Raw genomic sequence first — 13,562 nt, forward strand, 5'->3', positions numbered from 1 at the left:
CACCGATCATACGTGTTACGCATGTCTTTTCTCGCTTTCATGCATTGGACGTATACCGACGGGCCGGCGGAGAGTCGGCCGGGTGACCGGATATCGCCGCATCTGCCTCGCCCTTTTCGCCGCGGGCGTGGCAACTTTCGCGCTGCTCTACAGCACGCAGGCCCTGCTGCCCGAGCTCTCGGCGGCGTTCCACGTGACTCCCGCGCAAAGCTCGTGGTCGCTTTCGCTGGCCACTATCGGACTCGGCGCCGCCCTCCTGGTCACCGGGCCGCTGTCCGAGCGCATCGGCCGTACCCGCCTGATCCATCTGTCTTTGATCTTGTCGGCTCTCGTCGGGGCGGGTTGCGCGATCGCGCCGAGTTGGCACGTCCTGCTCGGGCTTCGCCTGTTGCAGGGGGTCGCGCTCGCCGGCCTGCCGGCGGTGGCGACGGCCTATCTGCGCGAGGAACTGCCCGCCAACACGCACGCCCGAGCGGCCGGCCTCTACATCGGCGGCACCGCGCTGGGTGGCATGGCGGGCCGTCTGATCACCGGATCAATTTCCGACGCGTACGGCTGGAGGCTCTCCCTCGCGGCGGTGGCGGCCCTCGGCCTGATCTGCAGCGGTTTCGTGCTCGCAGTGCTGCCTCGATCGCGAAATTTCGTGGCCCGGCGAGGCGCCGCGATGAACCGGCGCGCGCTCACCGATCCGGCGCTCCTGATCCTCTACGGGATCGGCGCGTGCGCGATGGGCGCGTTCGTGGCCGTCTACAACGCGATAGGTTTCCGCCTGACCAGCGAACCTTTCGCACTGGGCGTGGGCGCGGCCGGCGCGATCTTTCTCGTGTACCCGGTTGGCACGCTCAGCTCCACGGTCTCCGGCCGCCTGGCCGACCGCTACGGCCGCCGCGCCGTGCTGCCGTTCGGCTGCCTGCTGACCGCGGCCGGCCTGCTGCTCACCCTGCCCGACCGGTTGCCGCTGGTGATCGCCGGCCTGGCCGTGATGACCGCCGGCTTCTTCTGCGTGCACGGCCTGGCCAGCGGCTGGGTGCCGGCCCGCGCGCACCTGGCCGGGGTGCCGCCCGCGCAGGCCGCGTCGCTCTATTTGTTCGCCTACTACGCAGGCTCGTCTGTCTTCGGCAGCCTGTCCGGGACGGCTTGGTCGCTCGGTTCCTGGCCGGCCGTCGTGGCCTTGGCGTCAGTGTTCGTCCTGATCAGCGGCCTGCTGGCCGGACGGCTCCGCCGGGTGCCCGCCCTCGCGCCCGCCGCCCGGCCGTCGGCTCCTGCCCTCGCGCCTTTGCCGGCGCGCGGCCAGGCCGTGTCCTAGCCGCTTCGTCCGATGGCGATCATCTCCGCGCGCGGCACGACCTTGATCCGGCGGCGGCCGTGCGGCTCCCCGAGGGCGATCTCGTGCCGGTCCAGGCGCTGCCAGCCGGCCCAGGTGGTGTGCTCGACCTCGCGGCGGGCCAGGTGGGCGAGCACCTCGGCCGGGTCGGGGCGGCTCGCGGGCGGCAGCTCCGGTAGGTCGGCGAGCAGGCTCGCGACAGTTTCCTTGGCATCTTTCTTGGTGTGCCCGATCAGCCCGACCGGCCCGCGCTTGATCCACCCCGTCACATAGCGCCCCGGGACCGGCCTGCCGTCGAGATCGAGCACCCGGCCGCCCTCGTGCGGAATCGTCGCCGTTACCGGGTCGAACGGCAGATCCGCGACCGGCCGGCTGCGATACCCGATCGCGCGATAGACGGCCTGCACGTCCCAGTCCGCCTTGTTTGTGCGCACCCCGGTGACCCGTTCGTCGCCCAGGATCGCCACCGGGGCCTGAAAGAAATGCAGATGCACGCGGCGCGGCCGGCCAAGCGGTTCCCGCCCCACCCATCCCCGCAAAGTTTGCACGCACATTTTCGCCGTCCGCCGCCCCCGCAGCGCCTGATCGTCGACCTCGAACCCCACCGGGTCCACGATCACCTCGACGTTCGGCGACTCGTCCAGCTCGCGCAGCTCCATCGGCGTGAACTTCACCTGAGCCGGCCCACCCCGCGCGAAAATGTGCACGTCCGTGACCCGGCTGGCCAGCAGCCCTCGATGCACGTTGTCCGGGATCTCCGTCTCGAGCAACTCCCCCGCTGTCTTGGCCAGAATCCGGGCAACGTCGATCGCCACGTTCCCCGCCCCGATGACCGCCACCGTTTCCGCGCTCAAAGGCCATTCCCCGGGTACGTCCGGATGCCCGTCATACCAGGCCACAAAGTCGGCCGCCCCGAAACTCCCCGGCAGCGCGATCCCCGGAATGTCCAGCTCCCGATCCCGGTCGGCCCCCGTCGCGATCACCGTGGCGTCATAGAACGGATCCAGTTCCTCGGCCTTCACGTCGACGCCGTAGTCGACATTCCCCAGAAACCGGATCCGCGGCTCGTCGAGCACCTGATGCAGAGCCGTGATGACCTCTTTGATCCGCGGATGGTCGGGCGCAACCCCGTACCGAATCAGCCCGAACGGCGTAGGAAGCCGGTCAAAGATGTCCACGCGCGCGCCCGGCTCAGCTTTCGCGAAAATGTCCGCCGCATAAATCCCCGCCGGCCCGGCCCCGACAACAGCAACCCTGATCTGACGTCCCACGCCGCAACGGTAAAACTTAAACCCGACTTCAGGTCCAAATCTCGCCCGCGACGGTGGTCACACCATGATGATCCGCGGCTCAGGCGAAGATGTCCTCGAGCATCGCCAGCGACCTGGCACCGAGCCTCTCACCAGGGAAGAACCGCTCGCAATGCTCAAGCGCGGCATCGATCGTGGTCACGCCGATGATGCCGGCCAGGGCTCGGAGGTCGTCCTCGTCGCGAGCTCGGGCAGCATAGGCCTTCATGGCGAAACGAGTGCCATCGCAGCGCCACCCGCGATGAAGAGGTCGGCCACTACGCCCCTGCGCACCAGCCGGTCGCCGAGTGCCGCGAAAGCCCGCTCCAGCTCAGCACGCCCGAGGAGGCCGTCGTCGGTCATGCCGCTTCCAGGTCGTGTGCGGAGAGATAGACGCCGTGTTTCCGGAACGCGGCAGGAGCCCAGACCAGGGCTTCCATCCGCTTCGACGGCAACGACGACGGGAACCAGGGCGTCCCGAGGATCCGGGATCTCGACCACTCGGGTGGCGCGGCGTCGAGCTTGGCCGCCAAGTGTTCCGCGATCGCGCCCAGCAGGGCGTCCCACTTCTGATCACCGGTCGCGGGCGGCTCCTCGCGCAGCAGCTCCGCCTGCCGTGCAGGCGTGCCCCGCGAGCTCGACAAGCGTCATCGGCCGATACGCCATGACCCGATCTTACGGAATCCGGCGACGCTGGCGATGGCCCATCCTCGGCGAACGAGCGGCGAGTCCGAAGACTTAGCATCGCCTGATGACGCATCGAGGGCAGTCGGCGCCCTTCCGCTGGGAGGGCGTGGAGGTGCGCGCCTACAAGGAGACCGGCGAAACTTTCCGCGACGTGACCCGCCAGGAGCTCACCGGCGCCGAGCACGGGCAGGGCACGTCGCTTCGGTATTTCGAGGTCGGGCCGGGCGGGCACACCACGCTGGAGCGCCACGAGCACACCCACGTCGTCATCCCGATCCGGGGCCGGGGCGGCGCGCTGATCGTCGACCGGGTCGTGCCGCTCGCCCCGCACGACATCGTCTTCGTGCCGAGCTGGGGATGGCACCAGTTCCGCGCCGCGGACGACGAGCCGTTCGGCTTCCTCTGCGCGGTCGTGATCGATCGCGACCGCCCGGTCCTGCCCACCGAGTCGGACCTCGCCCAGCTACGCCGCAACCCGGAGATCGCCGAGTTCATCCGCTCGTGACGGCCGCGACCAGGCGCTCGGCCGCTCGCCGGGGATCGCCGCCCCGGCGCAGGTCGCCGCCGACGAGGAACAGCGTGTCCGGCCCGTAGGCGTCGAGCATCTCCGGCGCCCGGTCGATCGACATGCCTCCGCCCGGCGTCGGCAGCGTCGGCGCAAGCCCGTGCAAAGGCCGCCGGCAGGCGTCGGCGACCGCGATACATTCCGCTCGGGTGAAGCTGAAGCGCCCGCCCCAACTCGGAAAGATGCTTGCGTCCGCCCCCGCAATCCGCAGCAGCGTCCCGAACAGCACGTCCGGGGCCATGCCGTGGCTCGCCGCCGCCGTGAAGCCACCCAGGAACGACGGGTGCGCCAGCACGATCCCGCCGCCGTCCGCCGCCCGGGCAAGAGCGCCAAAGCCCGCAATACCAGGCATGACGAGTACGCCGTGAGCACCGGCCCGCATCGCGAAGTCGATCTGTTCGGCGCTCCCGTCCACTACGGGCAGGTAAACGGCCCGATCACTGGCCCGCCGCACGGCTTCGGCCAGCCGCGGCACCCGCTCCGCGAACGGCGCCCAAGGCTGATTCGCGAGCCCCTGATCCTCCTTCACCACGTGCAGCCCGCCCGCCGCCACGTCGGAAGCAAGGTCGGCCAACTGCGTAACGGTCATCCCGACCGGCTTCAGCGCCGTCGCCAGCAACGGCCCCGAGGGCTCCCCCACCAGCGCCCGGATCCCCGCCACGCCGAGCCGAGGTCCCGGCAGCGACGCGGTGAGCGATGCCGGCAGGTCGACGTCCACCAGCCGTACGCCATCTTGGAGCGAAACGTTGCCGATCAGCAGAACCAGCAGCTGGCCGAGCTGGCCCCCGGCCAGCTCGGCCGGATAGTCGACGGTGACCAGCGCGGGCTGCCCGGCCCGCTCGGTGACGCTGCGGACATGCGCAAGTGAATCGCGAATCGCATTGGCCGGCGCCAGCTCGGTCGGCAACTCGTGACTCTGCTCCACGGCGACTTCTTCGGCCCGCCGCGCCGGATCCTCGCCACCGATCTCATAAACCGCCGTGATGACCTCAGTCATGACCGCCAGGCTACGGCCGCCCCACCGAATCCCCGTTAACCGCCCATCCACAGCCCCATCGCGGCGCGCCGTCCGGGTAAGGCCGCATCAGGGCGGATCGCCTTTGACCTGGCCACGTCACAGCTCGATCGCGGCGCCCCTCCGGATCGCTTCGGCGGCCGAGCTCGCCTCGTCCAGGACCAGAGTCCGCCGATCGCCGTCGCCCGGATCGAACGCACGCGGCCGGGTGCCCTGCGAGACCACGACCGGCCCGCGGGCGTCGATCCATTCGTCGCCGGTGAGCAGCAGGCGGCCGGGCTCGATCGCCTCGATCGTCGCCGACCAGCGGATCGTGACCTTCGGGTCGGTGGTCAGCCGCCGCACCAGCAGGACCTTCTCGCGCGGCCCCGCCTCGGGCGCGAGCTCGTCGCCGGCCGCCAGCAGCAGCACCCGATGCCCGGCGGTAGCGGCAGCGTCGGCCACGGCGATGCCCGGCCGGTCGGCGCCCCAGACGGTCACGACTTCATCGTGCCGAGGCAGCTCCGGGTGCCGCGGCTGTCGGACGCGGGGGCCCTTGGCCGAGGGCCGCCGCAGCCAATCACGCGCCTCGACTACACGCGGCAGCTCGATGCCCGGCACGGGCGGCAGCACACCAATCCCACCGACCGCCACGACCAGCACATCCGGCGCATGCCCGGACACCGCCGAGGCGTCCGCGACCGTGGACAGCCGCACGTCGACCGCCAGGCGGGCCAGCTCCGCCGCATACCAGTCGAGGAGACGGCCGAACTCGGGCTTGGCCGGCAACCCGGCGGCGAGCCGGAACTGACCGCCGATCTCGGGCGACGCTTCCATGACAGTCACGTCGTGCCCGGCGAGCGCCGCAATCCGGGCTGCCTCAAGACCAGCCAGCCCTGCGCCAACGATCAGCACCCGCCGCCGCGCAGCCAGGGCCGGCTCGCCACCCCGCGCCGAGTATGTCGCCCGCGCTACAGCGTCCGTGGCAACCAGGGCCACAGGCGACGTGGCGGGCGGGTCGCCGGCTGGGTTGACGAGGCACCAGATGGGCTGCTGGGTGTGCAGGACGTCTATGCAGCCCTGGTTGCAGCCGATGCATGGGCGCGGGAGTCCGCGCGCGAGCGTGGTGTTCGTCCATGTGGGATCGGCGTGCTGGGCCCGGCCCACGGCGACGAAGTCGGCGGCGCCCGCGGTCAGGATCTCCTCGGCGGCTTCGCCCGTAGTGATCCGGCCGGCGACGCCCACCGGCTTGCCGAAGGCCCGGAAAGGGGAGGCATACGGCGCGAGCACCCCGCGCGGAACCTCGCCGGGCTGGACCATCCACTCGCCGGCCTCGTAGCAGCCGGCCGAGATGTCCAAGGCGTCCACCAGCTCCAGTGGCATTTGCTCGGTCAGCGAAAGCGTGGCCGCCAGGTCGAGGCCGTCCGGCACGCCCTCGAAGGCGGACAACCGCAGGAAGACCGTGGCGTCCGGGGCGGCCTCGCGGACCCGGGTGAGCACCTCGCTCAGGAACAGCATCGGGTCGGCGTAGCGGTCGGCGCGGCGGTTGGTGCGCGGGGACAGGAACTGATGGATGAGATAGCCGTGCGCGGCGTGGATCTCCAGGACGTCCACGCCGGCGCGGGCGCAACGGGCGGCGGCCGCCCCGAAGGCGCCGGCTATGTCCGCGATCTCGCCGGCCGCCAGCTCACGAGGTGTCCGGCCGCGGAAGGGCACGGGTGAGGGAGCTACCGGCTCGAACTCGGAGACCCGGCCGGCGTGGTTGAGCTCCACGCCGAGCAGGGCGCCTTCGCGGTGCACCGCGTCGGCCACGGCGCGCAGGCCGGGAACGACATGGTCGCCGTGTGCGCCGAGCTGCCGCACCCGGCCCCGCCCGTCGGGGCGGACATAGGTCGCCTCGGTGAAGACCAGAGCGGCTCCCCCGGCGGCGCGGGCCCGCAGGTAGGCGGCGTAGTGGTCGGTCACGCGGCCGTCGGGGGTGCCGTAGTTGCGTTCCATCGGCGGGCTGACCACGCGGTTGCGCAGAACGTGCCGGCCGACGCGGAGCGGGCTGCCGAGGGTGAGCACAGTTGTGAATATAAACCACTAGATGGTTCCCAAGAACCGACTGGCGGACCATTATGAACTATCTAGTGAGTTCACTAGCGCCGAAGCGAAGCGACCAAGCGAAGCGACCAAGCGAAGCGACCAAGCGAAGCGACCAAGCGAAGCGACCAAGCGAAGCGACCAAGCGAAGCGACCAAGCGAAGCGACCAAGCGAAGCGACCAAGCGAAGCGACGATGCGGAGGGGCGCCATGACCGGACGCCGGATGTCGATCGCCACCCACTGCCTGTCGGGCACCCTCGAGGACAAGCTGGCCGCGGCGGCGGCCGCCCGGTTCCACGGCGTCGAGCTGGCGGAGAGCGACCTGGTGACGTCGTCGTGGTCGCCGCACCGCATCCGCGACGAATGTGCGCGGCGCGGACTGAGCGTCGACGCCTACCAGCCGTTCCCGGACGTCGAGGCGGTCCCGCCGGCCGTGTTCACGGCGAACCTGCGCCGCGCGGAACGGACCTTCGCCGTACTCGAGGAAATCGGCGTGAGAACGGTGGTGGTCTGCTCGTCGATGAGCCCGGAATCGGTGGACGACGACGACCTCGCCGCCGAGCAACTCCACGCGCTCGCCGGGCTGGCCGAGGCGCACGGGCTGTGCATCGCCTACGAGGCGATGGCCTGGGGACGGTTTGTCAACACCTATTCGCACGCCTGGCGAATCGTGCGCCGGGCCGGGCATCCCGCGCTGGGGCTGTGCCTGGACAGCTTCCATGTGCTGGCGCGCGGCGACTCGGCCGGCATCCGGGTGATCCCGGGCGAGAAGATCTTCCACCTGCAGCTGGCCGACGCGCCGCGGGCGACCATGGACGTGGCCGAGCGCAGCCGCCACCACCGGCTGTTCCCGGGGCTGGGCGCCCTCGACGTCACGGGCTTCCTGCGGCACGTCGAGAGCACCGGCTATGACGGGCCGCTGTCGCTCGAGGTATCCAACGACGTATACCGCCAGGCCGACCCAAGGCACGCCGCGATCAACGGCATGCGCTCGCTGCTGGCCCTAGACGAAACAGGCCCGGCGGCACCCACGGCCGGAGCGGGGGCCGCCGGAGCGGGGGCGGAGGCCCGGGCGGGTTCAGGCGCTGGGAAGACGAGGGCTGGAGCGACGACGGCGGCGCCCGATCTCAGCGGCATCGTCTTCACCGAGCTGGCGGTCGACGACGTGTCCGGGCCGCGGGTGGCCGCCGCCCTGAGCGCGCTCGGCTTCGCCCACGCCGGGCAGCATCGGTCGAAGCCCGTGCAACTCTGGCAGCAGGGCGCGGCGCGAATCCTCCTTAACTTCGCGGCCCAGCGCACGGTCACCCCAGGCACGGCCACGATCGTCGCGCTGGCGGTGGAGAGCGCCGACCCGGCCCGTTCGATCGAGCGCGCCGAGCGGCTGCTCGCCCCGGTGCTCCCCCGCCTGCGCCAGCCGGGGGAGGCCGACCTCGCGTCGATCGCGGCCCCCGACGGCACGTCCATCTTCCTGGTGCGCAACGAGGCCTGGCTCCAGGACTTCCTGCCTCAGTCGCCGGCCAGCGACGGCCCGGTCACCGCCATCGATCATGTCTCGCTCACCGACACCGTGGACGACTTCGACGAGGCGGCCATCTTCTATAGGGCGGTTCTCGGGCTGCGGTCCGGCGAGACGTCCGAGATCGCCGCCCCCTTCGGCCCGATCCGCAGCCGGGCCGCCGAGGATCCGGCCCGCCGGGTGCGAATCACCCTCAACACCGCGCCGATGCGCCGCGGCGACTGGGCGCCCGCCATCCCCAACCCGCAGCAAGTCGCCTTCGCCACCGACGACGCCATCGCCACCGCGCGGGCGATGCGCGCGCAGGGCGCACCGCTGCTGCGAATCCCCGATAACTACTACGCCGACCTCGACGCGCGGCTGGATCTGCCGCCCGACCTGCTCGCCGCGCTGCGCGAGAACTCGATCCTCTACGACCGCGACGAGACCGGCACCTACCTGCACTTCTACACCGAGATGCTCGGCCACCGGGTCTTCTTCGCGGTGGTGCAGCGCATCGACGGCTACGCCGGCTACGGCGGCCCGGTCAGCGCGCCCGTGCGTATGGCCGCTCACCGCGAGCGCCGCCTGCTCACGCTGCGCCAGAACAAGACCCCGGATCAGCGCCACGACTTCTCGCTGGCCCATCTCACCGCGCTGAGCCTCTCCCCGCCCGAACTGGTCGACGCCGCCGCCGAGGCCGGCTACCGGTACGTGGGCCTGCGCCTGACCCGGGTCACCCCGCAGGAGCCGCACTACCCCCTCGCCACCGACCCGGCGCTGATGCGAACCACCAAGGTGCGGCTGGCCGCCACCGGCATCGAGGTTCTCGACATCGAGCTCGCCCGGATCAGCCCGGACGAGGACCCCCGCGACTTCCAGCGCTTCCTGGAAGCGGGCGCCGAGCTGGGCGCCCGCCACGTCATCGCGCAACTTCCCGACCCCGACCGCGCCCGCAAGACCGACAGATTCGCGCAACTCTGCGAAATGGCCCGCCCGCTCGGCCTCACCGTCGACCTCGAGTTCCCGTCGTGGACGGAGACCCCGGACCTGAACGCCGCCGTCCGCGTGCTCCGGGGTGCCGCTCAGCCGAACGCCGGCATCCTCGTCGACCTGCTGCATTTCGCCCGCTCCGGGTCGAGCGTGGCCGACCTGCGCCAGCTGCCCGCCGAGTGGTTCCACTTCGTGCACGTCTGCGACGCCCCGCCGGGCGTGCCGGCCACGAACGAGGGCCTCATCCACACGGCCCGCTTCGAGCGGCTCTTCCCCGGCGAAGGCGGCATCGACATCCCCGGCATCCTCGGCGCCCTCCCGCCGGGACTGCCCTACGCGCTGGAGATCCCGCGAGCCACCCTCGTCGCCCAGGTCGGCGGCAAGGAACACGCCCGTCTGGCGATCGCCGCGGCCCGCACCCACCTCGAGAAAGGCGAAACTCTGTGACCACCTTCGACCGACGCCGACTCCTCTTGGGCAGCGCCGGACTGGCCGCCGGCGCCGCGATTCCGGCCTGGGACAAGAAACCCAAGGAACCCCTGCCCGGAAGTCTCGACGGGCGGCCGTTCCCCGCCTACGACTACTCCCGCGCCAACAAACTGCCGCGCGAGATGACCGGTTACTGGACGAAATCGTTCGGCGCCCGCACCGCGAAGGTCTACATCTCCCCCGAGACACCGATCCGCTCCTATTTCACCGTGCTCGCCGACCCCGGCAAGGACCTGTCGGCGTGGATACGGCGAGCTGACCAGCGCCAGGAGGGCCTCTTCATCCTCGAGCCGGGGCCCGGCGGCTGGGGCACCCCCGAAGAGGAAAGCGCCTATGTCGAGGAGGCCATGGCGTTCTTCCAGAACAACCGCTACTTCTCGATTTTCGGGCTGCATTACCTCGTCGGGTACGGCGGCGGCGCTCCCGCGCTCGAGGCATGGGCCGTGGCACACCCGTTGCGCGTCATAGCCCAGGTCTACGTCGACTCCCCCGGTTTGAGCGCCGCCTTTCTCGACTCGTACGCGTCAAAGCAGTTCGACGGCACGACGGACGGCTACACCCCGGTCGAGTTCCCGCCCGGCTTCGACCTCATCCGCTACGACGAAACCGTTCTGCCGACGTGGTACATCCATCCCGACCCGCGTTCGGCCGGCGCCAGCCTCGCCTACTGGAAGCGCGCCAACGACGTCGGCCGACAGACGGAACACGGCGTCCTCGGCACGGTCTACCAGCAGCGCCCCGGGTCGCCGAGATGGATGACGTCGCACGCCGGCCCGATCGCGAAAGTTGCCGTGCAACCCCGCCGGCGGCCCGGTGTCGACGACATCATCGGCTTCCTCACCGCGTACACGAGGTATGAGAATTTCTTCGCCTACGGCAACCAGCTCTACGAACGCGCCAGCTACGAAAACATCGAAGTGCACACGATGATGGTGAACGGCTTCGTCCGCGAGTACCTCGTCCACGTGCCCCGAAAAGCAGGCCGGAAGGCGCCCGTCCTCTTCGTCTGGCCCGGGAACAGCCAGACCGACAAGGTGTTCGTCGACGCCACCCAGTGGTGGAAGGTCGCCGAGCGCGAGGGATTCATCCTGGTCGTCGTCTGCGAGCAGTACAGCACCACGTCGGTGTCGGTCAGCCACCGCGACTCGAACCTGTTCTTCCAGCAGCTTCGCGCCGTGATGACGAAGGACTACGACGTCGACCCGACCCGCTTCTATTCGACCGGCCAGTCCGCCGGCAGCCAGGTCACCCAGAACTTCGCGATCGCGTTCCCCGAATATTTCGCCGCCGTCGCCTCCACCTCGTTCACCGTCGCCCCCGACGCGGCCGGAAACATCACCATGGACGGCGTCGCCTATCCTGCCAGCAACCGGCCGATTCCGAATTACCAGATCTACGGGTACGGCGATCTGCAGTTCCTCGCCGGCACGCTGTGGGACGACACGCAGAACTCCCTCGACAGCTGGGCGCAATATCACCTGAGCGTCAACCGCTTGACCCTCGACCAGGCCGAGAGCCGGCGCAGCGGATTCCATCGGCGCTTCCAGACGTGGACCTGGAAATCGCGCGGCATCCCGGTGTTCAAGGTGACGAAGAACGTCTACCGCTCGCACAACACCATGGCCGAGGAGCAGCCGCTGCTGTGGGATTTCCTCAAGCACTACAGCCGTGAGGTCGCGGCGGACGGCACCGTGACCCGCTACTACAGCCCGTCCGCCTTCCACCGGCCCGGAGACCGGCGGCGCCTACCCGCGTAGGCCGGAAGCCAGGTGGCCGACAACCGCGCGGGCGTCGTCCTCGATGCCGTTGATGAACGTCGAGCGGCGGCGCCGGAGCATCGGCAGCCCCAGCGCGTACAGCCCGGGCGCGTCGAGCACGCCACCCTCGTGGCGCAGGTGTCCCTTGGCGTCCACCACCGGCACGTCCAGCCAGCCGTACTCGGGGCGGAAGCCGGTCGCCCAGATGATCGACCCGATCGCGCCGCCGCGCAGGTCCAGTTTCAGCCGGGCCGGCGCGGGCACGACGGTCGGCGGGAAGTCCTCGGGCGGTCCGATGCCGTCCCGGCCGGAAGAACGAGCCCACTCGTCGAAGGTCGTGAGCAGGCGTCTCATTTTGAGATCCGCCAGCGAACAGACGTTGCGCAACCCACCCGAAAAAAGAGCATTGCCATCCCGTACGGCGGCCAGGCGTCCCACCAGCTCGACGCCGAGCCCGGTCAGCGTGTTGAGGTCGAGGGTGGCCCGGTCGGCGCCGCCGACCAGTTGGGGCGAGGGCAACCGGCGGGCCCGGGTGAGGTCGTCGACCTCGTCGTAGCGCTGGTCCCACACCCCGCTGTGGTGCATCCACCAGAGCACGTCGCGGCCGCGGTACACGCGCGGCAGCCGCACGTGCTCACCGACCGCGAGCGTCACCTGCCGGCCCGCGCGCTGCAGCTCGGCCGCGAGCTGCACGCCGGTCGCCGAGGCGCCCACCACCAGCACCCCGCCGTCGGGCAGGCCCGCCGGGCCGCGGTAGTCGAACGGCGTCAGCTGCTCGATGAACGACGGCACGCCGGCGCTGACCGCGGGCACCGTCGGCACGTTGCAGGCGCCGCTGGCGATCACGACCGTCCGGCAGCGCAGCTCGCCCCGGCTGGTCGTCACGTGGTAGCCGCCGTCGGCCGGCCGCACCGACAGCACGTCGGTGCCGGTGCGCACCGGCGCCCGGCTGACAGCGGCGAAGCGCTCGATGAACTCGACCACCTCGCCGCTTGTCATGTATCCGTCAGGATCCGGGCCGTCGTAGGCATGGCCCGGCAGCCGGCTCAGCCAGTTGGGCGTGAGCAGCCGCAGGGAGTCCCAGCGCTCGCGCCGCCACGAGTTGGCCACCTCGCCCCGCTCGAGGACGACGTGCTCGACCGACCGGTCGGTCAGGAAGTGACTGGCGGCCAGCCCGGCGTGCCCGGCGCCGACGACAACCGTGGTGACGCTTTCGATGGTTCTGCCCTGCCTAGGGTTCAGCGAACTTCGACCGTGACGTCGGTCGGGTTGGTGAGCGCGTCGAAGACCGCGGACCGCTTCTGCGACTGCGCCACCAGGGCCTCAATCTCCTCCTTCGACGCGTCCGCGTCGATGTTGAAGATCACTTTGACGTCGTTGAAGCCGTTGCGGACGTCGCTGTCGGCGCCCAGGATGCCCCGGATGTCATGGTTGCCCTCGACCGTCGCCTCGACCGAGCGCAGCTGGATCCCCCTGTTCTGCGCTACGGACGCCACGCCGGCGGTCAGGCAGCCGGCCAGGCCGACCAGCAGGTACTCGATCGGGGTGATGCCCTGGTCCTCGGCCGCGAACACCTCGGGGTGATCGGCCGAGAACACCGTCTCGCTCTTGTGGGTCTGCTCCTGCCCCAGCCCGAAGAACTTCTGCACGCTGGTCGTGCTGTGCACGCCGTTCTCCCACTTGGAGTTCGCCCGCCAGGTGAACTGGGCCGCCTCGGGGGCGCCCTTGAGCACCTCGCGCGCCTCCAGCAACGCCTGCACGTTGACCCCGTTATCCACCGTCGTCATACCGATTCTCCCTTTCGACCCGTTCTCCTACTAACTCCATAGGGAATCGCGACAACGATACTGGCCTGCCCAGACGGCGCATAGCTATAGTCGCC

At 70.3% G+C, this 13,562-nt stretch carries 12 protein-coding genes; 4 read left to right on the plus strand and 8 right to left on the minus strand.

Annotation, left to right across the window (positions count from 1 at the left end):
• Positions 1 to 82 precede the first annotated feature (82 nt).
• Positions 83 to 1,306: an MFS transporter gene (locus ACQPZX_RS32155; protein ID WP_433363448.1), complete on the plus strand. Its 1,224-nt coding sequence runs from the start codon at positions 83 to 85 to the stop codon at positions 1,304 to 1,306.
• On the opposite strand, the gene ACQPZX_RS32160 is transcribed toward ACQPZX_RS32155, so the two are convergent.
• The 4 genes from ACQPZX_RS32160 to ACQPZX_RS32175 all read right to left on the minus strand — a co-directional run bounded on the left by ACQPZX_RS32160 (position 1,303) and on the right by ACQPZX_RS32175 (position 3,257).
• Positions 1,303 to 2,595, minus strand: a complete 1,293-nt coding sequence (locus ACQPZX_RS32160) for an FAD-dependent oxidoreductase (protein WP_433363451.1) — start codon at positions 2,593 to 2,595, stop codon at positions 1,303 to 1,305. The two genes, ACQPZX_RS32155 and ACQPZX_RS32160, sit on opposite strands and share 4 nt — an antisense overlap.
• A gap of 79 nt (positions 2,596 to 2,674) precedes the next feature.
• Positions 2,675 to 2,842, minus strand: coding sequence for a hypothetical protein (locus ACQPZX_RS32165; protein ID WP_433363454.1), 168 nt, complete (start codon positions 2,840 to 2,842; stop codon positions 2,675 to 2,677).
• Positions 2,839 to 2,976 carry a hypothetical protein gene (locus tag ACQPZX_RS32170; RefSeq protein WP_433363457.1) on the minus strand — a complete coding sequence of 46 codons (138 nt, stop codon included), beginning with the start codon at positions 2,974 to 2,976 and terminating at the stop codon, positions 2,839 to 2,841. Before ACQPZX_RS32170 ends, ACQPZX_RS32165 begins: the two co-directional genes overlap by 4 nt.
• The gene (locus ACQPZX_RS32175; protein ID WP_433363460.1) at positions 2,973 to 3,257 is read right to left on the minus strand and encodes a hypothetical protein; all 285 of its coding nucleotides are present in this window, start codon (positions 3,255 to 3,257) and stop codon (positions 2,973 to 2,975) included. The genes ACQPZX_RS32170 and ACQPZX_RS32175 overlap by 4 nt, the downstream gene beginning before the upstream one ends.
• Positions 3,258 to 3,364: 107 nt before the next feature.
• On the opposite strand from ACQPZX_RS32175, the gene ACQPZX_RS32180 reads away from it, so the two are divergent.
• Positions 3,365 to 3,805, plus strand: a complete 441-nt coding sequence (locus tag ACQPZX_RS32180) for a cupin domain-containing protein (protein ID WP_433363463.1) — start codon at positions 3,365 to 3,367, stop codon at positions 3,803 to 3,805.
• Here the strand turns inward: ACQPZX_RS32180 and ACQPZX_RS32185 are convergent.
• On the minus strand, positions 3,792 to 4,862 hold the full coding sequence (locus ACQPZX_RS32185; protein WP_433363466.1) for a RuBisCO large subunit C-terminal-like domain-containing protein: 1,071 nt from the start codon (positions 4,860 to 4,862) through the stop codon (positions 3,792 to 3,794). The two genes, ACQPZX_RS32180 and ACQPZX_RS32185, sit on opposite strands and share 14 nt — an antisense overlap.
• Positions 4,863 to 4,979: 117 nt before the next feature.
• Positions 4,980 to 6,926: an FAD-dependent oxidoreductase gene (locus ACQPZX_RS32190; protein WP_433363469.1), complete on the minus strand. Its 1,947-nt coding sequence runs from the start codon at positions 6,924 to 6,926 to the stop codon at positions 4,980 to 4,982.
• Positions 6,927 to 7,154: 228 nt separating this feature from the next.
• On the opposite strand from ACQPZX_RS32190, the gene ACQPZX_RS32195 reads away from it, so the two are divergent.
• Both ACQPZX_RS32195 and ACQPZX_RS32200 read left to right on the plus strand, forming a co-directional pair.
• Complete coding sequence (locus ACQPZX_RS32195; protein ID WP_433363472.1) at positions 7,155 to 9,881, plus strand: TIM barrel protein; 2,727 nt, start codon at positions 7,155 to 7,157, stop codon at positions 9,879 to 9,881.
• On the plus strand, positions 9,878 to 11,680 hold the full coding sequence (locus ACQPZX_RS32200) for a hypothetical protein (RefSeq protein ID WP_433363475.1): 1,803 nt from the start codon (positions 9,878 to 9,880) through the stop codon (positions 11,678 to 11,680). The genes ACQPZX_RS32195 and ACQPZX_RS32200 overlap by 4 nt, the downstream gene beginning before the upstream one ends.
• Here the strand turns inward: ACQPZX_RS32200 and ACQPZX_RS32205 are convergent.
• Positions 11,669 to 12,922 (minus strand): NAD(P)-binding domain-containing protein, encoded by a 1,254-nt coding sequence (locus tag ACQPZX_RS32205; protein ID WP_433385521.1) that lies wholly within the window; start codon positions 12,920 to 12,922, stop codon positions 11,669 to 11,671. The genes ACQPZX_RS32200 and ACQPZX_RS32205 overlap by 12 nt on opposite strands.
• Positions 12,919 to 13,467 carry an OsmC family protein gene (locus ACQPZX_RS32210; RefSeq protein ID WP_433363478.1) on the minus strand — a complete coding sequence of 183 codons (549 nt, stop codon included), beginning with the start codon at positions 13,465 to 13,467 and terminating at the stop codon, positions 12,919 to 12,921. Before ACQPZX_RS32210 ends, ACQPZX_RS32205 begins: the two co-directional genes overlap by 4 nt.
• Positions 13,468 to 13,562: the final 95 nt, after the last annotated feature.

The sequence above is a fragment of the Actinoplanes sp. CA-142083 genome (genome assembly GCF_050942195.1).
Taxonomy (GTDB): Bacteria; Actinomycetota; Actinomycetes; order Mycobacteriales; family Micromonosporaceae; genus Actinoplanes.

Coding starts and splice junctions, on each gene's coding strand:
- ACQPZX_RS32165 (WP_433363454.1), bottom strand. CDS start 2,842: ATGAAGGCCTATGCTGCCCGAGCTCGCGACGAGGACGACCTCCGAGCC.
- ACQPZX_RS32170 (WP_433363457.1), bottom strand. CDS start 2,976: ATGACCGACGACGGCCTCCTCGGGCGTGCTGAGCTGGAGCGGGCTTTC.
- ACQPZX_RS32180 (WP_433363463.1), top strand. CDS start 3,365: ATGACGCATCGAGGGCAGTCGGCGCCCTTCCGCTGGGAGGGCGTGGAG.
- ACQPZX_RS32185 (WP_433363466.1), bottom strand. CDS start 4,862: ATGACTGAGGTCATCACGGCGGTTTATGAGATCGGTGGCGAGGATCCG.
- ACQPZX_RS32195 (WP_433363472.1), top strand. CDS start 7,155: ATGACCGGACGCCGGATGTCGATCGCCACCCACTGCCTGTCGGGCACC.
- ACQPZX_RS32210 (WP_433363478.1), bottom strand. CDS start 13,467: ATGACGACGGTGGATAACGGGGTCAACGTGCAGGCGTTGCTGGAGGCG.